The organism is Mesorhizobium subarcticum (assembly GCF_055456085.1).
The window spans coordinates 2,885,755-2,903,325 of the sequence record NZ_CM144237.1 but is presented as its reverse complement, the minus strand read 5'-3'; the positions used below and the strand labels follow the sequence as shown (position 1 = coordinate 2,903,325).

The 17,571-nt window shown below is 62.8% G+C and carries 20 protein-coding genes; 12 read left to right on the top strand and 8 right to left on the bottom strand.

What is annotated here, in order from left to right:
* Positions 1–6 precede the first annotated feature (6 nt).
* Positions 7–630 carry a hypothetical protein gene (locus ACZYHG_RS14100; RefSeq protein ID WP_464614298.1) on the top strand — a complete coding sequence of 208 codons (624 nt, stop codon included), beginning with the start codon at positions 7–9 and terminating at the stop codon, positions 628–630.
* Positions 631–787: 157 nt separating this feature from the next.
* Positions 788–1,723 carry a ribose-phosphate pyrophosphokinase gene (locus ACZYHG_RS14095; protein ID WP_464614297.1) on the top strand — a complete coding sequence of 312 codons (936 nt, stop codon included), beginning with the start codon at positions 788–790 and terminating at the stop codon, positions 1,721–1,723.
* On the opposite strand, the gene ACZYHG_RS14090 is transcribed toward ACZYHG_RS14095, so the two are convergent.
* On the bottom strand, positions 1,720–2,610 hold the full coding sequence (locus ACZYHG_RS14090) for an AraC family transcriptional regulator (RefSeq protein WP_464614296.1): 891 nt from the start codon (positions 2,608–2,610) through the stop codon (positions 1,720–1,722). The two genes, ACZYHG_RS14095 and ACZYHG_RS14090, sit on opposite strands and share 4 nt — an antisense overlap.
* A gap of 177 nt (positions 2,611–2,787) precedes the next feature.
* Between ACZYHG_RS14090 and ACZYHG_RS14085 the strand changes: the two genes are divergently transcribed.
* Both ACZYHG_RS14085 and ACZYHG_RS14080 read left to right on the top strand, forming a co-directional pair.
* Positions 2,788–4,032: an MFS transporter gene (locus tag ACZYHG_RS14085; protein WP_032925519.1), complete on the top strand. Its 1,245-nt coding sequence runs from the start codon at positions 2,788–2,790 to the stop codon at positions 4,030–4,032.
* A gap of 151 nt (positions 4,033–4,183) precedes the next feature.
* Positions 4,184–4,933, top strand: coding sequence for an SDR family oxidoreductase (locus ACZYHG_RS14080; protein ID WP_464614295.1), 750 nt, complete (start codon positions 4,184–4,186; stop codon positions 4,931–4,933).
* Between the two features lie 57 nt (positions 4,934–4,990).
* On the opposite strand, the gene ACZYHG_RS14075 is transcribed toward ACZYHG_RS14080, so the two are convergent.
* Positions 4,991–5,833 carry an alpha/beta fold hydrolase gene (locus ACZYHG_RS14075; RefSeq protein ID WP_464614294.1) on the bottom strand — a complete coding sequence of 281 codons (843 nt, stop codon included), beginning with the start codon at positions 5,831–5,833 and terminating at the stop codon, positions 4,991–4,993.
* A 149-nt stretch (positions 5,834–5,982) separates the two neighbouring features.
* Here ACZYHG_RS14075 and ACZYHG_RS14070 point away from each other — a divergent pair, with 149 nt between their 5' ends.
* The 3 genes from ACZYHG_RS14070 to pth all read left to right on the top strand — a co-directional run bounded on the left by ACZYHG_RS14070 (position 5,983) and on the right by pth (position 7,976).
* Positions 5,983–6,411: a MarR family winged helix-turn-helix transcriptional regulator gene (locus tag ACZYHG_RS14070; RefSeq protein WP_464614293.1), complete on the top strand. Its 429-nt coding sequence runs from the start codon at positions 5,983–5,985 to the stop codon at positions 6,409–6,411.
* Between the two features lie 180 nt (positions 6,412–6,591).
* Positions 6,592–7,233, top strand: coding sequence for a 50S ribosomal protein L25/general stress protein Ctc (locus ACZYHG_RS14065; protein WP_464614292.1), 642 nt, complete (start codon positions 6,592–6,594; stop codon positions 7,231–7,233).
* Positions 7,234–7,256: 23 nt separating this feature from the next.
* Entirely contained in the window at positions 7,257–7,976 is a 720-nt protein-coding gene (gene pth, locus ACZYHG_RS14060) for an aminoacyl-tRNA hydrolase (RefSeq protein WP_464614291.1), read from the top strand.
* A gap of 48 nt (positions 7,977–8,024) precedes the next feature.
* Here pth and ACZYHG_RS14055 read toward each other — a convergent pair whose 3' ends face one another.
* The gene (locus tag ACZYHG_RS14055) at positions 8,025–8,303 is read right to left on the bottom strand and encodes a hypothetical protein (protein ID WP_464614290.1); all 279 of its coding nucleotides are present in this window, start codon (positions 8,301–8,303) and stop codon (positions 8,025–8,027) included.
* A 218-nt stretch (positions 8,304–8,521) separates the two neighbouring features.
* On the opposite strand from ACZYHG_RS14055, the gene ychF reads away from it, so the two are divergent.
* The 5 genes from ychF to ACZYHG_RS14030 all read left to right on the top strand — a co-directional run bounded on the left by ychF (position 8,522) and on the right by ACZYHG_RS14030 (position 12,615).
* Positions 8,522–9,625, top strand: a complete 1,104-nt coding sequence (gene ychF, locus ACZYHG_RS14050; protein WP_027030647.1) for a redox-regulated ATPase YchF — start codon at positions 8,522–8,524, stop codon at positions 9,623–9,625.
* 15 nt (positions 9,626–9,640) lie between these two features.
* Positions 9,641–10,429, top strand: coding sequence for an APH(3')-II family aminoglycoside O-phosphotransferase (locus ACZYHG_RS14045; RefSeq protein ID WP_464614289.1), 789 nt, complete (start codon positions 9,641–9,643; stop codon positions 10,427–10,429).
* Positions 10,430–10,572: 143 nt separating this feature from the next.
* Positions 10,573–11,547, top strand: coding sequence for a magnesium/cobalt transporter CorA (corA, locus tag ACZYHG_RS14040; RefSeq protein WP_464614288.1), 975 nt, complete (start codon positions 10,573–10,575; stop codon positions 11,545–11,547).
* A 127-nt stretch (positions 11,548–11,674) separates the two neighbouring features.
* The gene (locus ACZYHG_RS14035) at positions 11,675–12,145 is read left to right on the top strand and encodes a MaoC family dehydratase (protein ID WP_464614287.1); all 471 of its coding nucleotides are present in this window, start codon (positions 11,675–11,677) and stop codon (positions 12,143–12,145) included.
* Positions 12,142–12,615: a MaoC family dehydratase gene (locus tag ACZYHG_RS14030; protein WP_464614286.1), complete on the top strand. Its 474-nt coding sequence runs from the start codon at positions 12,142–12,144 to the stop codon at positions 12,613–12,615. Before ACZYHG_RS14035 ends, ACZYHG_RS14030 begins: the two co-directional genes overlap by 4 nt.
* Before the next feature lie 75 nt (positions 12,616–12,690).
* Here the strand turns inward: ACZYHG_RS14030 and ACZYHG_RS14025 are convergent, their stop codons facing one another.
* The 5 genes from ACZYHG_RS14025 to ACZYHG_RS14005 all read right to left on the bottom strand — a co-directional run bounded on the left by ACZYHG_RS14025 (position 12,691) and on the right by ACZYHG_RS14005 (position 17,567).
* Positions 12,691–13,236, bottom strand: a complete 546-nt coding sequence (locus ACZYHG_RS14025; RefSeq protein WP_027030652.1) for an adenine phosphoribosyltransferase — start codon at positions 13,234–13,236, stop codon at positions 12,691–12,693.
* A 9-nt stretch (positions 13,237–13,245) separates the two neighbouring features.
* Positions 13,246–14,391 carry an alpha-hydroxy acid oxidase gene (locus tag ACZYHG_RS14020; RefSeq protein ID WP_464614686.1) on the bottom strand — a complete coding sequence of 382 codons (1,146 nt, stop codon included), beginning with the start codon at positions 14,389–14,391 and terminating at the stop codon, positions 13,246–13,248.
* 167 nt (positions 14,392–14,558) lie between these two features.
* A complete protein-coding gene (locus ACZYHG_RS14015; protein WP_464614285.1) occupies positions 14,559–15,254 on the bottom strand; it encodes an acid phosphatase in 696 nt (231 codons plus the stop codon).
* A 126-nt stretch (positions 15,255–15,380) separates the two neighbouring features.
* The gene (locus tag ACZYHG_RS14010; protein WP_464614284.1) at positions 15,381–16,238 is read right to left on the bottom strand and encodes a cytochrome c1; all 858 of its coding nucleotides are present in this window, start codon (positions 16,236–16,238) and stop codon (positions 15,381–15,383) included.
* A 27-nt stretch (positions 16,239–16,265) separates the two neighbouring features.
* A complete protein-coding gene (locus ACZYHG_RS14005; RefSeq protein WP_464614283.1) occupies positions 16,266–17,567 on the bottom strand; it encodes a cytochrome b in 1,302 nt (433 codons plus the stop codon).
* Positions 17,568–17,571 lie beyond the last annotated feature (4 nt).

The window sequence follows — 17,571 nt, the reverse complement described above, 5'->3', positions numbered from 1 at the left end:
AGGCAAATGAGACGATCGCATGTGACGACCGTGTCATTGCTTGTGGCATTGGCTCTTGCCGCCTGCACCAACACAAAGGACGTTCTGGAACCTTCCGCCATCACCCCGCCGGCGACTTCGGGGCCGGCGACGCCGACCGCTCAGGGCAGCGCTGCCACGGTCCCGTCGCCCGCCGCCCCAGCTGCCACCACCACGGCCGGCGCAACCACCACCACACCGGCCACGCCTGCCCAGACCGCCGCTATCCTCGCCAAGACCCGGCTGCAGATCGCACCGATCGTCGGCGCTTCGGTGGAAGCTGCCACGCCGCTGACAGCGGAACTGCAGACGCGCGCCAAGCAGCGCGGCATCACGCTGGCCGGCAGCCAGGACCAGACCGCGACCCATGTGCTGAAGGGCTATTTCTCGGCACTCACGGAAGGCAAGGACACCACCGTCATCTATGTCTGGGACGTCTACGATCCCTCGGGCAATCGCCTCCACCGCATCAACGGCCAGCTGAAGGCGCCTTCGGTCAATTCCAGCGGGAGCGCCGACAGCTGGAAGGGGGTCTCGCCAGCCACCATGCAGGCGATCGCCGATCAGACCATCGACCAGTTCGCGGCATTTCTCGGCGGCAAGGCCAGCTAGCAAGTGTTGCAAGCCGGTGATGGTGCCTGGCTTTCCCTGTGTTAGCCGGCGGATTCCCCATCTGAGCACTTGCAATACCGGCGCGGGCCGCTAAAAGCCCGGTTAAAGGGCGCAGGCGAGTCCGCCAGGTCTCGCTATCCTCCACCAGGAACGGTGCATGAAACTCTTCGCGGGCAATTCCAACAGAGTGCTGGCCGAAGCGGTCGCCCGTTATCTCAATGTCCCCTTGGGAAAGGCCAGTGTCAGGCGCTTCGCCGACCAGGAAATCTTCGTCGAAATCCAGGAAAACGTGCGCGGCGAGGATGTCTTCATCCTGCAATCGACCTCGTTCCCGACCAACGATCACCTGATGGAACTGCTCATCATGATCGACGCCTTCATGCGCTCCTCGGCCAAGCGCATCACGGCGGTCATCCCCTATTTCGGCTACGCAAGGCAGGATCGCCGCGCCTCCGGTCGTACGCCGATCTCGGCGAAACTGGTCGCCAACATGATCACCCGCGCCGGCGTCGACCGCGTTCTGACGCTCGACCTGCACGCCGGCCAGATCCAGGGCTTCTTCGATATCCCGACCGACAATCTGTTTTCGGTGCCGGTGATGGCGCGCGACGTGAAGGCGAAATACAAGCAGCTCGGCAATGTGGTTGTCGTATCACCCGACATCGGCGGCGTGGTGAGGGCGCGTGCTCTGGCCAAGCGCTTCGATGCGCAGCTCGCCATCGTCGACAAGCGCCGTGAGCGCCCAGGCGAATCGGAAGTCATGAACATAATCGGCGCGGTCGCCGGCAAGGATTGCCTGCTGATCGACGACATCGTCGATTCCGGCGGCACGCTGTGCAACGCCGCCGAAGCGCTGCTGGCCAATGGCGCCACCAGCGTCACCGCCTATATCACCCATGGCGTGCTGTCGGGCGGCGCGGTCGCCCGCATCAGCGGCTCGAAGCTGCAGGAACTGGTGATCACCGATTCCATCCAGCCGACGCAAGGCGTGCTCGACGCGCCCAACATCCGCGTCATCTCGATCGCCGACCTGATGGGCGAAGCCATCTCGCGCACGGCGACCGAGGAATCGGTGTCGAGCCTGTTCGACTAAACCCCTGACGACAGCAATCTGGTTGCCGCACCGGGCACCGCCCGCCGCGAGCCTTCACCGCTTTCGCGCGCGCCGCGCATATAGCCGCGCGGCGAAGAGCCCAGCATGCGCTTGAACATGGTGATGAAGGCCGGCACGCTGTCGTAGCCGAGATCGAGCGCCACCCGGGTGATCGGCTCGCCATCGGCGAGCCTTGGCAGTGCCGCAAACAGGCAGGCCTGCTGGCGCCATGTCGACAGCGACAGGCCGGTCTGGCGCTGGAAGGCGCGCGTGAAGGAGCGCCGGCTCATGCCGACGGCATCGGCCCATTCGTCGATCGTCGCGTGTGGCGAAGGCGCTGCGACAAAGCGCCGGCAGAGCGCCGCCAGTTTGGGATCGGACGGAAACGGCAGGCCAAGCGGCCGTTCGGGCAATTGCGGGATCTCATGCAGGAGAAGGTTCATAATCAGGCCGCCGCGCCCTTCCAGTTCGCCACCTTGCGGCAGCTTCTCGGATTCCACGATCAGGCTGTGCATCAGGTCGGTGACGCCGACGACGCGCATGCCTTCCGGCAGGCCAGGGATCACCTGCGGCATGACATAGACCGAGCGCATCGAGACATCGCCCAGCATCTCGACCGAGTGTTCGATGCCGGCCGGAATCCACATCGCATGGTCGGGCGGCACCATCCAGCGCCCATGCCGCGTCGTCACCAGCACGACGCCGACCAGCGCATGCAGCAGCTGGCTGCGGCTGTGGTGGTGGTGCGGCACGTGGTAGCCGTCCGGATATTCGGTCGGCAACACCACCGCCGGTCCAACGGCCTGCTCGAGCCACTGCCAACGCAGCCCGTGCAACCGTTCGAGATCGGTGTGGCCGGCGCCAAAAATCTCCCTGTCCTGCGGCATCATCGTGCTCAGCTGGCCCACTTGCGAAACTATTGGACCAAACCACGAAAGAAGTCGTCCCGCAAGCAGCTTATAAGGCTGCCGGCGGGAGAGCGTCCCGCCAATTACCCTGCGGGGCTGAACGCCCCGCCGCGCCACCCTGCGGCATTGTCCGCCAAAAAGACCACGGAGCCACCCTTGACCGATACGACAGCAACCGGCGTCGCGCCATCGGCGACCACCAGTCAGGCTTCAGCCCAGGCGACGGCCTTCACCGTCATCCTGGCGGTGAGCTTCTGCCATTCCATCAACGACATCATGCAGTCGCTGCTATCGGCCATTTACCCGCTCCTGAAAGAGAATTACGGCCTCGACTTCTGGCAGATCGGCCTGTTGACCTTCACTTTCCAGGTCACGGCATCGCTGCTGCAGCCGATCATCGGCATGGTCACCGACAAGCGGCCGATGCCTTATTCCCTGCCTTACGGCATGGCGTCGTCCTTGATCGGGCTGGTGGTGCTGGCCTATGCCGGACACTACTACTTGCTCTTGATCGGCGCCTCGCTGATCGGCATCGGCTCGGCCATCTTCCATCCGGAATCCTCGCGCATCGCCCGCTTCGCCTCCGGCGGCCGGTTTGGCCTGGCCCAGTCGCTGTTCCAGGTCGGCGGCAATTTCGGCCAGTCGATGGGGCCGCTTCTGGCTGCCTTCATCGTCGTGCCCTTCGGCCAGACCAGCATCGCCTGGTTTGCCGTCGGCTCGCTGATCGGCATCATCGTGCTGTGGCAGGTCGGCGGCTGGTACAGCCGGCTACGCGCCGCGCAAGGCAATCGCAAGGCGGCAAGCTTCGTCTCGCCGTTCCCGCGCCGCAAGGTGATGAACGCATTGATCGTGCTGACCCTGCTGGTGCTGAGCAAGAACGCCTATATCGCCAGCCTCGCCAGCTACTACACCTTCTATTCCATCCATAAGTTCGGCGTTTCGGTGCAGATGTCGCAGGTCATGCTGTTCCTGTTCCTCGGTGCCTCGGCGCTCGGCATCCTGCTCGGCGGCCCGTTCGGCGACCGTTATGGACAGAAGGCGATGATCTGGTTCTCGATCGTCGGCGTGCTGCCCTTCACGCTGGCGCTGCCCTACGCCAATCTGGAATGGACGATGGTGCTGACGGTGCTGATCGGGCTGATCCTGTCGTCGGCCTTCTCCAACATCGTCGTCTTCGCGCAGGAACTGGTGCCGGGCCGCGTCGGCATGATCGCCGGCATCTTCTTCGGCTTCGCCTTCGGCATGGGCGGCATCGCCGCCGCCGTGCTCGGCGTCGTCGCTGACATGAAGGGCATCGATTTCGTCTTCCAGATCTGCTCGTATCTGCCGTTCCTGGGCCTGCTGACGGTGTTCCTGCCCAACATGAAGGAAGCCCGCAAGGCGCAGGCAGCGATCAGCTAAAATCAGCTGATCTCGCGATTTGACGCGGGGGGCGTGGCAACTGCCACGCCCCCCGCGATTGTTTCACCTTACGCCGGGTGAAAAGCCTGTTAGAAAATCGTGGGATTCCAGCGCTGACCCATGCGCAGGACGGAGGGAAAAGGCAATCAATATGTCCAGACTGAAAGGCAAGGCCGCGTTGATTACGGGCGGCACCAGCGGCATTGGCCTGGTGACGGCGCGACGTTTTATCGAAGAAGGCGCGCGCGTTGCCATCACCGGCACCAATGCGGGCCGTCTCGAGGAGGCGCGCAACGTCTTGGGCGGCGATGTGCTCGTCATCGCCGCCGACGCTGGAGATGCCGCGGCCCAGGCCGACATCGCACGGCAGATCGGCGAGACCTTCGGCAAGCTCGACGCCCTCTTCCTCAATGCCGGCATCGCCGATCTGCGCCCGCTTGGCGACTGGACCGAGGCGGCGTTCGACAGGAGCATCGATGTCGACCTCAAGGGGCCGTACTTCCTGGTCAAGGCGCTCGTTCCGCTGTTTTCGAACCCGTCGTCGATCATCCTCAGCGGCTCGGTCAACGCGCATATGGGAATGGCCGGAACGCACGTCTATGCACTGGCCAAGGCCGGCATGATTTCACTCGCCCGGACGCTCTCCGGCGAACTGATAGGGCGCGGCATCCGCGCCAATGTGATCAGCCCCGGCCCGATCGACACGCCGCTCAATGACAAACTTGGGCTGGACCCGGAAGCGGCGAAGGCGCGCGCGAAAGCGGTGGTCGGCCTGGTGCCCGCCGGCCGTTTCGGAACCGCCGAGGAAATCGCCAACGCGGTGGTGTTTCTGGCCTCGGACGAATGCCAGTTCATGGTTGGTGCGGAAATGCTGATCGACGGCGGCCTGAGCATCGCCTGAACCCGGATACGAAACACCCGCCGGATGGCGGGTGTTTGTCTATCCCAACGAAAAGCCTTATGCCTTGAAGAAGGCCAGCAGGTCGGCGTTGATGACATCGGCATGGGTTGTCGCCATGCCGTGCGGGAAACCCTTGTAGACCTTGAGCTCGCCCTTCTTAAGCAGCTTGACCGACAGCAGCGCCGAGTCGGCGATGGGCACGATCTGGTCGTCGTCGCCATGCAGGACCAGCACCGGCACGTCGATTGCCTTCAGATCCTCGGTGAAGTCGGTTTCCGAGAACGCCTTGATGCAATCATAATGCGCCTTGGTACCGCCCATCATGCCCTGGCGCCACCAATTCTCGACGACAGCCTGCGAGACTTCGGCGCCGGGACGGTTAAAACCATAGAACGGACCGGCTGCAACATCGTGGAAGAACTGGGCCCGGTTGGCCGCCTGGGCCGAACGAAAGCCGTCGAAGACCTCGATCGGCAGGCCGCCGGGATTGGCAGCCGTCTTGAGCATGATCGGCGGCACCGCGCCGATCAGCACCGCCTTGGCGACACGGCCGCCTGAACCGTATTTCGCGACGTAGCGCGCCACCTCGCCGCCGCCGGTCGAATGGCCGACATGGATGGCCTTCTTGAGGTCGAGATGGGCCGCAAGTTCCGCGACATCGGCGGCGTAGGTGTCCATCTCGTTGCCGACATCCGTCTGCGTCGAACGGCCATGGCCGCGCCGGTCATGGGCAATGACGCGGTAGCCGTGTCCCAGGAAAAACAGCATCTGGGCGTCCCAGTCGTCGCTGCTCAATGGCCAGCCATGATGGAAGACGATGGGCTGACCGGTTCCCCAATCCTTGTAGAAAATCTCGGTTCCATCCTTGGTGGTGATCGTGCTGCTGCCAGGCTTGGTCATCTCAATCTCCGTTTATCGTTTCGCGACAATCAATATCGCGATAGCAATATGGCTAGCGCAGATCGAAACCCTTGTCTACGAAAATATATATTGCGATATTGTTTTTCGTGGTACACATCGAAAACGCTCAGTCGGCAAAGGAATGCGTCGTGCCTCTCCCGTTGGACAATCAGCTCTGCTTCACGCTCTACGCCACCTCAATGGCGATCAACCGCACCTACAAGCCGATGCTGGACGAGATGGGCATCACCTATCCGCAATATCTCGTGCTGAACGCGCTTGCAGAGGCCGACGGCATGTCGGTCGGCAGCATCGCGCACCGGCTTGCCCTGGAATCGAGCACCATCACGCCGCTGGTCAAGCGCATGGAACAGGCCGGGCTGGTTACCCGCCAGCGCAGCCAGACCGACGAGCGCCAGGTGCAGGTCGACCTGACCGCCTCCGGGCGCGCGCTGCTAACGCAGTGCAATTGCCTGAATGAGACCTTGATCGAGCGCTCCGGCATGACGCTGGCTGCGCTAGACGCCCTGAACCGGCAGATCCAGGCGTTGCGCGATGCGCTGAGCGGCGACCGGTAGCCACGGCCCTTGCCCGCCATGGCTTGCACGTCTGCCCGCCTTCCGCTATAGAGCCGCCACCCGCGTAGACACCCTTGGAGGCAACGCGGCGGAAAGCCGCCTCACCCGGCGGCTTTCGACGTTTACGGTCCAGGCAATCTGCCCTCCGCAAACGCTCCATAACACGCGAAAGGAAAAGCCATGAGCCACGATACTTACGAGCTCAAGGCCGAAGCGCGCGAACAGGTCGGTAAGGGGTCCGCCCGTGCAGTTCGCCGTAACGGTAAAGTGCCTGCAGTAATCTATGGTGACAAGCAGCCTCCCCTGGCTATCTCGCTCACCTACAAGGACATTTTCTACAAGATCCATGGCGGCGGGTTTCTGACCACGATCGCCACGATCGATGTCGACGGCAAGAAGATCCAGGTCCTGCCGAAGGATTTTCAGCTCGACCCGGTCAAGGATTTCCCTGTCCATGTCGACTTCCTGCGCATCGGCAAGGACACTGAAGTCAATGTCGACGTGCCTGTCCACTTCATCAATGAAGACAAGTCGCCCGGCATTAAGCGCGGCGGCGTGCTCAACATCGTGCGCCACGAAGTCGAGTTCCACTGCCCGGCCAATGCGATCCCGGAATTCATCACCGTCGATCTCACCGGCGCCAACATCGGCGATTCGATCCACATCTCGGCGGTCAAGCTGCCGGCCGGCGTCAAGCCGGTCATCTCCGATCGCGACTTCACCATCGCGACCATTGCCGGCTCGTCGGCAATGAAGCCGGAGACCGAAGAGACGGTTGAAGCGGCTGCACCTGAAGCGGCTCCTGTCGCCGAAGAGAAGTAACTCTTTCCCGCCCGGAGCAGACGATGCTTGTACTTGCAGGCCTCGGCAATCCGGGCGCGAAATACGCCAACAACCGGCACAATGTCGGCTTCATGGCGGCGGACGCTATCGCCCGCCGCCATTCCTTTTCGCCCTGGTCGAAGAAATTCCAGGGCCTGATCGCCGAGGGCACGCTCGGCGGTGAAAAGATCATCCTGATCAAGCCGCAGACCTTCATGAACCTGTCCGGGCAGTCGGTCGGCGAAGCGCTGCGCTTCTACAAGCTCGACGTCTCCGCGCTCACCGTCTTTTATGACGAGATCGATCTCGCCGAAGGCAAATTGCGCATCAAGACCGGCGGCGGCGCCGGCGGCCATAACGGCATCCGCTCGATCGACGGCCATGTCGGCAACGCCTATCGCCGCGTGCGCATCGGCGTCGGCCATCCCGGCGTCAAGGAGATGGTCCAGCACCATGTGCTCGGCGATTTCGACAAGGCCGACCGCGAATGGCTCGATCCTTTGCTCGACACCATCGCCGACAACGCCACCATGATCGTCAAGGGCGATGAATCCGGCTTCATGAACAAGGCCGCGCTTGCCATCCAGGGCAAGGCGGTAGCCGAGTTGGAAAAACCGGGTCAGAAGCAGCAGCCCAAACAACAGAGCCACATCCGCCAGGCGCGGTCGCAGCAAGCACCCGCCAAACTGCCCGAAACCGGGCCGATGGCGGCGATGCTGAAAAAACTGTTCGGCAAAGACTGAAGCGACCCGGCGCCGCCTGACAACACAGGCAGCGCCAGCCGTGCAGAACTACATCGCGCCGACGGCCATGCCCTTTGTCGTCTCGTCGATCGCGTCCTTCACCAGCGCCATGGCCTTCACGCGATGACCACCCTTGTCGGGCAAGGCCGCCTGAAGCTGGTTGAGCGCCGCCTGAAGATCATTCAGCGCCTTGCTCATATGCGGTTGCGCGGCATCGGCCGTGCTGGTCGCAAGAACCGTTGCGCCGGTGGCAATGGCAGCTCCAGCCATGCCGAGCACGGCGATATTGCGCAGACTGTCACGACGGGAAAGCTTGAATTCGGTCATTTCAGAACTCCCTCTCTGGTGAAACTGTCGTCATGCGACGGCCTCAAGCTAGTCCGGATTTATATCAGCGCGTACTAACGAACGCGTGATGCCGGCCTGATCGAGAAACGGCCAATCAGGCGTCGGCCAAGGCCCGGACCTCATCAGGGCTTGACGTTGATCACCCCTATCGCCCATAGCCCTCATCAAATTTCGCTTTTCCCGATAGGACCGACACAATGGGTTTCAAATGCGGCATCGTTGGCTTGCCCAACGTCGGCAAGTCGACGCTCTTCAACGCGTTGACCAGGACAGCGGCGGCGCAGGCCGCCAACTATCCGTTCTGCACCATCGAACCGAACACCGGCGAGGTCGCGGTGCCGGACCCGCGCCTGCAGAAGATCGCTTCGATTGCCAAGTCGAAGGAGATCATCCCGACCCGCATCTCCTTCGTCGACATTGCCGGCCTGGTGCGCGGCGCCTCCAAGGGCGAAGGCCTGGGCAACCAGTTCCTCGCCAACATCCGCGAGGTCGACGCCATCGTGCATGTGCTGCGCTGCTTCGAGGATGACGACATCACCCATGTCGAGGGCAAGATCGACCCTGTCGCCGACGCCGATACAGTCGAGACCGAGCTGATGCTCGCCGACCTCGACAGCATCGAGCGCCGCATCGTCCAGATCCGCAAGCGCGCCGGCAGCAAGGACAAGGAAGCGACATCCGTGCTGCCAATGATGGAGGCCGCACTTGAGCTTCTCCAGGCTGGCAAACCGACCCGCATACTGCTCAAGGGCATCTCGGCGGAGGATCTGCGCATCCTGCAGGGACTGAACCTGTTGACCTCGCACCCCGTGCTCTATGTCTGCAACGTCGCCGAGGCCGATGCCGCCACCGGCAATGAGCACACCAGGGCCGTGGAGAAGATGGCGACCGCGCAGGGTGCCGGCACCGTGGTGATCTCGGCCGCGATCGAGGCCGAAGTCGCCCAGCTCTCAGACGAGGAAGAGATGGAGTTCCTGTCCTCGCTTGGGCTCGACGAACCTGGCCTCAACAAGGTCATCCGCGCCGGCTACGACCTGTTGCATCTCATCACCTATTTCACCGCCGGGCCAAAGGAGACGCGCGCCTGGACCATCCACAAGGGCGACAAGGCCCCGCAGGCCGCCGGCGTCATCCACACCGATTTCGAGCGCGGCTTCATCCGCGCCCAGACGATCGCCTATATCGACTACATCACGCTGGGCGGCGAAGTGGCGGCCAAGGAAGCAGGCAAGGCGCGCGACGAAGGCAAGGAATATGTCGTCCAAGATGGCGACGTCCTGCTGTTCAAGTTCAACACCTGACGCAGCGATCCAGGCATGCCCGGCAGCCCGTTCGAATCCGACCTGCCGGAAGGTTTGCGCATCGGTGGCTATCGCTGGAGCCGTCAGACCATCGGCCGGTCGAACGCCGGGGTGTTTCGCCTCACGGGCGATAACAAGCCCAGCCTGTTCCTGAAGATCGAAGAAGCTGGGCTATTTGCCGAAGTCGCCGCAGAGGAGGCCCGGCTGCGTTGGCTTGCCGGGCAAGGCATTGCTTGCCCAGCGATTATCGCGTTCGAGCACCACGCCGGTCGCCACTGGTTGCTGATGACCGCGCTTCCTGGTCAAGATCTGGCCTCGGCCAGCGCCACAGATGCCGCTTCGTCGGTCGCAATCATGGCCGACGCGCTGCGTGAGCTTCACGCAATCGATGCCGGATCGTGTCCGTTTGATCACCGCTTGCAGCACCGGATCGCCGAGGCGCGGGCTCGCGTCGAGGCTGGCACGGTCGATGAAAGTGACTTCGATGACGAGCGGCAGGGGATGACCGCGACGGAAGCCTTTGCACAACTGGCCGCGTTGAAGCCCGCAAGCGAGGATATTGTCGTCACGCATGGCGATGCCTGCATGCCGAACTTTGTGACGGCCGGTGAGCGCTTCAGCGGCTTTGTCGACTGCGGACGGCTGGGTTTGGCGGATCGCCATCAAGACCTGGCATTCGCCTGCTGGAGCATTCGCCACAACATCGGCGAGCACTGGGTGCAACCCTTCTTGGACCGGTACGGCTTCACCGGGGTCGATCCCTCCCGGCTGTGCTACTATCGGCTGCTCGACGAGTTTTTCTGAGCGGCCGGGGCCAGACTGGCCGCAGCCGGGGCTTGTCTTGATTTTGTCATGCCACGGGTCTAAGCGGCAGCCACACGCTCGGCGCATACGACGAGGAGCCGTGTAATCCGATACCAGACGTCAATGGCAGGGGAAATCTGGCGATGATCAAAGCCTTTGTCGTCGACAATGATCGCCTGCGCGTCGTCGACGACCTGCTGGCGGATGCCGACAGGGTCGTCTGGGCCGACCTGATCAATCCGACCAAGGAAGAAGAGGCCACCATCGAAGGCTGGCTTGGCGTCGCCATCCCGACCCGCGAAGAGATGGAGGAGATCGAGATCTCCAGCCGTCTCTACATCGAGGACGGCGCCTACTTCATGACCGCCACTTTGCCGGCGCAGACCGAGGTCGATGATCCCCTGATGTCGCCGGTCACCTTCGCGCTTGCCGGCAAAAGGCTGATCACCATTCGCTATCATGAACCGAAGGCGTTCAAGACCTTCCCGCTGCGCGCCGAAAAGGTGGCAACCGGCTGCACCAGTGGCGACACCATCCTGATCGGCTTGCTGGAAGCGATCGTCGACCGTCTTGCCGATATCCTTGAGCGCGCCGGCCGCGACATCGAGGCGATTTCGCGCGACATTTTCGAGGCCCGCTCGACCAAGGTGTCGAAGCGCAACCGCGACTTCCAGGAGCTGCTGAAAGCCATCGGCCGCAAAGAGGACATCGCCTCTTCCGTCCGTGACAGCCTGATCTCGCTGCAGCGTCTGGCCGGCTTTCTCGCCCATGTCGCCACCCAGACTAAGATGAGCAAGGATGTCCGCGCCCGCATCAAGACCTTGTCGCGCGACGTGCTGTCGCTCGCCGACCACGCCACCTTCCTGTCGCAGAAGATCTCCTTCCTGCTCGACGCCACACTCGGCATGATCTCGATCGAGCAGAACGCCATCATCAAGATCTTCTCGGTCGCCGCCGTCATCTTCCTGCCGCCGACGCTGGTCGCCTCGATCTACGGTATGAATTTCGACATCATCCCCGAGCTGAAATGGCAACTCGGCTATCCCTTCGCCATCGGCCTGATGATCCTGTCGGCGATCCTGCCCTTCTGGTATTTCCGCCGCCGCGGCTGGCTCTGACCGCTGCCGCCGGCGCCGGCGGCCAGACGCTGGCTTATCAGAAAGGACTTGACCAAATCGCCCGTGGCCTGCATCCGGATTTGCCGATCCACGCGGATCGCTCATTCTGCAACCGGATTTCCAGACCATGACCGCAAAGACATGGGCCTATGAGGATTTCGTCGAGGGTGCCTCGTTCGACCTCGGCACCAAAGAGGTGAGCGCGGCCGAGATCGTCGAGTTCGCCAGCGAATTCGACGCCCAGCCGATGCATCTCGACGAGGCGGCCGGCAAGGCCAGCATCCTGGGCGGCCTCTCGGCTTCGGGCTGGCACACCTGCGCCATGTTCATGCGCATGCTGTGCGATGCGTTCCTTCTGGACTCCACCTGCCAGGGCGCGCCTGGCGTCGATCAGGTCAAGTGGAAGAAACCGGTGCTGGCTGGCGATACGCTGAAAGGCAACCTGGTCGTGATGGCCAGGCGCCTGTCCCGCTCGAAGCCACAACTCGGCTTCGTCACCATGCGCAGCGAGCTGGTCAACCAGCGTGGCGAAAGCGTTTTCGAGCTTGAGAATTCCGTCATGTTCCTGACGCGTGACGCCGCGGGGTATCAGGCATGACCCTGGACGAATTCTTCCGCATCGGCACCACCATGACGCTGGGCTCGCACACATTCGAGCCCGAGGCGATCAAGGCGTTTGCCCGCAAATACGATCCGCAGGTTTTCCATATCGACGAGGAAGCCGCCAGGAAGAGCGTGCTCGGCGGGCTCTGCGCCTCCGGCTGGCATACCGCCGCCACCTGGATGAAGCTCAACCTCGAAGCCCGCATGGATGCCGAGGGCGCCAATTGGAACGGCCCCGGTCCAGTCCCGGAATTCGGCCCCTCGCCTGGCTTCAAGAACCTGAAGTGGCTGAAGCCCGTCTATGCCGGCGAGACCATCACCTTCTCGCGGACAGCCCTTTCCCACCGCCCGATCTCCTCGCGCCCTAGCTGGCGGATGCTGGCGTTGCGCGCGGAAGCTTTCGATTCGACCGGCGACAAGGTACTGGAGTTCGACAGCGCCGTGCTGGTGAAGGTGGGTGAGTAGCCGGTTCGCGCAAGCGAACGCCGGGACGCTGCGAAGCAGCGGGGACCCGGCCGGGCGGTTGTGATCAATCACCCCTCAATGCCCCTCAAACCCGATCAGCGTCCTTACCGGCACGCCAAGCGCCTCGAGCTTCTTGCGCCCGCCCAGATCCGGCAGGTCGATGACGAAGCAGGCGGCCAGAATATCGGCGCCGATCTGGCGCAGCAGCTTGACCGCGGCTTCCGCCGTGCCGCCAGTGGCGATGAGGTCGTCGACCAGAATCACCTTCTCACCCGGCGCAACGCCGTCCTTGTGCATCTCCATCTCGTCCAGCCCGTATTCCAGGCTGTAAGCGACGCGCACCGTCTCGTAGGGCAGCTTGCCCTTCTTGCGGATCGGCACGAAGCCGGCCGAGAGCTGATGGGCGACGGCGCCACCGAGAATGAAGCCGCGCGCCTCGATGCCGGCGATCTTGTCGATCTTCTGCCCGGCATAGGGATGCACCAGCTCGTCAATGGCGCGGCGGAAAGCCCGCGCATTGCCGAGCAGCGTGGTGATGTCGCGAAACAGGATGCCGGGCTTGGGATAGTCCGGAATGGTGCGGATGGCGGCGAGCAGCGTGTCTTCAAGTGAGGATTTCATGGATCGAGATTACCTGAATCGGAGGTTCTTGCGCGACAATTGTTCGATCGAACTGCAGCCCATCAGCTTCATGCCGCGTTCGATCTCGATCCGCATCTGCTCGAGCGCCCGCTCGACGCCCGGCTGGCCGGCCGCCGCCAGCGGAAACAGATAATAGCGCCCGACCCCGACCGCCTTGGCGCCGAGCGACAGCGCCTTCAGCACATGCGTGCCGCGCTGCACGCCGCCATCCATGATGACATCGATCTTGTCGCCGACCGCGTCGACAATTTCGGCAAGCTGATCGAACGCTGCCCTTGAGCCATCCAGCTGGCGGCCGCCATGGTTGGACAGCACGATGCCGCTGCAGCCAATGTCGACAGCGCGCCTGGCGTCTTCCACCGACATGATGCCCTTCAGGCAGAACGGCCCTGACCACAGCTTGACCATCTCGGCGACGTCGTCCCAGGTCATCGACGGATCGAGCATCTCGGTGAAATAGCGGCTGATCGACATCGTGCCGCCGCCCATATCGACATGCTCGTCGAGCTGCGGCAGTTTGAACCCCTCATGGGTGAAGTAGTTGATCGCCCAGCCAGGCTTCAGCGCGAACTGCAGCATGCCGGCGAGATTGAGCTTGAAGGGGATGGCAAAGCCGGTGCGCTTGTCGCGCTCGCGGTTGCCCCCGGTGATGCTGTCGACGGTCAGCATCATCACTTCAACGCCCACCGCCTTTGCCCGCTGCATCATCGCCCGGTTGAGGCCACGATCCCGGTGGAAGTAGAACTGGTAGACCTGCGGGCTGCTGCTGATCTTGCGCGCTTCCTCGAGGCTGACGGTGCCGAGCGAGGAAACGCCAAACATCGTGCCGTACTTGGCCGCGGCCTTGGCCACCGCCCGCTCGCCCTGATGGTGGAACAGGCGCTGCAGGGCGGTTGGCGAGCAATAGAAGGGTAGCGCCAGCTTCTGGCCCATCACCGTCACCGACATGTCGATTTCGCTCACCCCACGCAACACGTTGGGAACAAGGTCGCAGGTCTCGAAGCTTTCGGTGTTGCGGCGATAGGTGACTTCATCGTCGGCAGCGCCATCGATGTAGTTGAAGATCGGCCCCGGCAGCCGCTGCTGTGCCATGCGCCGGAAGTCGGAAAAATTGTGACAGTCGCTGAGCCGCATCATCGATTTCCAGTGCCATGGCGGCCAGCCTTCGCCGCCGGAGCGTCGAATACCAATCGGATGCCGCCGTGCCAACGGCCTAATTGCCGAACTCACCCGTTGGTGGGGCTGTGAACGAAAAGGGGCGCCAGAAGCGCCCCTTCCCGTCGGCAACCGACTGGTGACGACTACATGCCGAGATCGGAACGAAGCTCGGCCTTGGCCACTTCGTACTCGGCCTTGAAATCGTCCCGGTTGAGCAGGACCGCGCAAATGACACTGCCGGAAATCTTGCCCATCTCGACGTCCGATGGGTAATGGATGCCGCCGACCACGCGGTTGTGGGCGTATTCGGCCGCGCGCGCCATGATCTCGGCGCGCTTCTCGGGAAACATGTCGGCAAGGATGATGCCCATCATGGTGCCGACGGCGGCGTGGCCGGACGGCCAGGAGCCGGAGCTCGACAGCTTGACCGCCGGCTTGACGAGGTCGCTGAGCTGGTGCGGACGCGGACGCTTCCAGACATCCTTGGCCGGATCGACGACGGCGCCTTCGGTCTCGACCACGCGATCAAAGAAGGCGCTGAACTTCGGCAGCTTGTCCTTGGTGAAATTCGGCCCCATCACGTCGGCGAAGCGCCAGACATTCTCCTCTGCATCGGCGACGGCGCGCGCTTCCATTTCAGGCGTACGCGTCACCTGCAGCGTCAGCACCTCGCCAAGCTCGGCCTTGGTCTGCGCCGAATCGTTTGCCGGCGGCGGCGGCAGGATCATCGTCAGATCGACATCCTTGTTGGTGACGAAGGGCTTGGCGTCCTCGGCCTGGGCGGCGGACCCGATGACCAGCAGCAGAAGGCCGGCCGCGAGCGATGCATATTTCTTCATGGAGCAATCCTTTGTTGAGAATGCCGAAGGATCGCCGGATGCGGTGACGGCCATATGACGCGACCGTCTCCCGGATGCAAAAAGGGCGCCTCTCGGCGCCCCTGAATTTCGCTATGTGCCCCCAACTCAGTGGGCAACGCCTTCCCACACCTTGCGCTTGACGAGATAGACCAGCGCACCGAATATCAGGAGGAAAAACAGCACGTTGACGCCGGTATGCTTGCGAGCCTCCATGTGCGGCTCCGCCGCCCACATCAGGAAGGTCGAGACATCGCGGGCGTACTGGTCGACGGTCTGCGGCGAGCCGTCATCATAGGTCACCTGGCCGTCGGATAGCGGCTTGGGCATTTTCAGCGACACGCCGGACATGAAGTAAGGATTGTAGTGCGTGCCCTCGGGGATGACCATTCCGGCCGGCGGCGTCTGGTCGTAGCCGGTCAGCAGCGAATGGATATAGTCCGGGCCACCAGCGTCATACTGGGTGAAGATGTCGAAGACGAACTGCGGAAAGCCGCGCTCAACGCCGCGCGCCTTGGCCAGCAGCGACATGTCGGGCGGAGCGGCGCCGCCATTGGAGGCGGCAGCAGCCTGCTCGTTGGCGAACGGCGCCGGAAAATAGTCCGACGGCTTGCCGGGGCGGTCGAACATGTCGCCGGCATCGTTGGGGCCGTCATGGATGGTGTACGAGGCGGCAAAAGACTTTACCTGCGCTTCGGAATACCCGAGGTCCGTCAGCGTGCGGAACGCCACCAGATTCATCGAATGGCAGGCCGAGCAGACTTCCTTGTAGACCTTCAGGCCGCGCTGCAGCTGGCCCTTGTCATAGGTGCCGAACGGGCCGGTGAAGCTCCAGCTCATTTCCTTCGGCTCGTTGATCGGGAAATGCGTCGGTGCCGCCGCGTTGTGCGCCTCTTCGGCCGCGAACGCCACACCGCCGGCGGCCACAAGGCCGATCAGCGCCAGCGAGGTGAGAATCTTTTTCATGCCAAATCCCCTTAGATTCTCTACCGCTCAGCCCTTGGTCTCTGGCGCGGCCGTGGCGCCCACCGGATGCCCGCTGCCGCCCTTGTTCTTTTCGAGCACCGCCTCGGTGATCGAGTTCGGCAGCCTGCGCGGCGTCTCGATCAGGCCAAGCACCGGCAGCGCGATCAGGAAGAAGGCGAAATAGAACAGCGTCGCCATCTGCGCCATGAACACATAGCTGCCTTCCGCCGGCTGCGAGCCCAGCCAGCCAAGCAGGACGGCGTCGGCCACGAACAGCCAGAAGAACAGCTTGTACCAGGGCCGGTAGACCGCCGAGCGAACCTTGGAGGTGTCGAGCCACGGCACCAGGAACAGCATGACGATGGCGCCGAACATGCACAGCACGCCGCCGAGCTTGGAGTTGATCGGCCCGATGTTGAAGGTGATGGCGCGCAGGATCGCGTAGAACGGCAGGAAATACCATTCCGGCACGATATGGGCCGGCGTCTTCAGCGGGTTGGCGACGATGTAATTGTCGGGATGGCCGAGATAGTTCGGCAGGAAGAAGATGAAATAGGCGAAGATGAACAGGAACACGATCATGCCGAACGCGTCCTTGATGGTCGCATAGGGCGTGAAGGCGACAGTGTCGGTCTTCGACTTGACCTCGATGCCGGTCGGGTTCGACTGGCCCACGACATGCAGCGCCCAGACGTGCAGCACGACGACGCCGGCAATCATGAACGGCAGGAGATAGTGCAGCGCAAAGAAGCGGTTCAGCGTCGGATTGTCGACGGCGAAGCCGCCGAGCAGCAGCTGCTGGATCCAGTTGCCGACAAGCGGTATGGCGCTGAAGAAGCCGGTGATGACGGTGGCGCCCCAGAAGCTCATCTGTCCCCATGGCAGCACGTAGCCCATGAAGCCGGTCGCCATCATCAGGAGGTAGATGATGCAGCCGAGGATCCAGAGCAGCTCGCGCGGCGCCTTGTAGGAGCCGTAATAGAGGCCACGGAAGATGTGCATGTAGACGGCGATGAAGAAGAACGACGCGCCGTTGGCATGCATGTAGCGCAACAGCCAGCCGGAATTGACGTCGCGCATGATCTTCTCGACCGAGCCGAAGGCGAGATTGGTGTCGGCCGTGTAATGCATGGCCAGCACGATGCCGGTCAGGATCTGCGCCACCAGCATGATCGACAGGATACCGCCGAAGGTCCACATGTAGTTGAGGTTACGCGGCACCGGATAGGCGACGAAGCTGTCATAGACCAGCCGAGGCAGCGGCATGCGGGCGTCGAACCAGCGTTCGATACCGGTCTTGGGCGTATAGGTCGAGTGTCCCTCGCTCATCGAA

Coding starts and splice junctions, on each gene's coding strand:
- ACZYHG_RS14020 (WP_464614686.1), bottom strand. CDS start 14,391: ATGCGGCTCAGCGACTGTCACAATTTTTCCGACTTCCGGCGCATGGCA.
- ACZYHG_RS14015 (WP_464614285.1), bottom strand. CDS start 15,254: ATGAAGAAATATGCATCGCTCGCGGCCGGCCTTCTGCTGCTGGTCATC.
- pth (WP_464614291.1), top strand. CDS start 7,257: ATGCTTGTACTTGCAGGCCTCGGCAATCCGGGCGCGAAATACGCCAAC.
- ACZYHG_RS14025 (WP_027030652.1), bottom strand. CDS start 13,236: ATGAAATCCTCACTTGAAGACACGCTGCTCGCCGCCATCCGCACCATT.
- ychF (WP_027030647.1), top strand. CDS start 8,522: ATGGGTTTCAAATGCGGCATCGTTGGCTTGCCCAACGTCGGCAAGTCG.
- ACZYHG_RS14075 (WP_464614294.1), bottom strand. CDS start 5,833: ATGACCAAGCCTGGCAGCAGCACGATCACCACCAAGGATGGAACCGAG.
- corA (WP_464614288.1), top strand. CDS start 10,573: ATGATCAAAGCCTTTGTCGTCGACAATGATCGCCTGCGCGTCGTCGAC.
- ACZYHG_RS14035 (WP_464614287.1), top strand. CDS start 11,675: ATGACCGCAAAGACATGGGCCTATGAGGATTTCGTCGAGGGTGCCTCG.
- ACZYHG_RS14030 (WP_464614286.1), top strand. CDS start 12,142: ATGACCCTGGACGAATTCTTCCGCATCGGCACCACCATGACGCTGGGC.
- ACZYHG_RS14095 (WP_464614297.1), top strand. CDS start 788: ATGAAACTCTTCGCGGGCAATTCCAACAGAGTGCTGGCCGAAGCGGTC.
- ACZYHG_RS14005 (WP_464614283.1), bottom strand. CDS start 17,567: ATGAGCGAGGGACACTCGACCTATACGCCCAAGACCGGTATCGAACGC.
- ACZYHG_RS14010 (WP_464614284.1), bottom strand. CDS start 16,238: ATGAAAAAGATTCTCACCTCGCTGGCGCTGATCGGCCTTGTGGCCGCC.
- ACZYHG_RS14080 (WP_464614295.1), top strand. CDS start 4,184: ATGTCCAGACTGAAAGGCAAGGCCGCGTTGATTACGGGCGGCACCAGC.
- ACZYHG_RS14055 (WP_464614290.1), bottom strand. CDS start 8,303: ATGACCGAATTCAAGCTTTCCCGTCGTGACAGTCTGCGCAATATCGCC.
- ACZYHG_RS14090 (WP_464614296.1), bottom strand. CDS start 2,610: ATGCCGCAGGACAGGGAGATTTTTGGCGCCGGCCACACCGATCTCGAA.
- ACZYHG_RS14100 (WP_464614298.1), top strand. CDS start 7: ATGAGACGATCGCATGTGACGACCGTGTCATTGCTTGTGGCATTGGCT.
- ACZYHG_RS14045 (WP_464614289.1), top strand. CDS start 9,641: ATGCCCGGCAGCCCGTTCGAATCCGACCTGCCGGAAGGTTTGCGCATC.
- ACZYHG_RS14065 (WP_464614292.1), top strand. CDS start 6,592: ATGAGCCACGATACTTACGAGCTCAAGGCCGAAGCGCGCGAACAGGTC.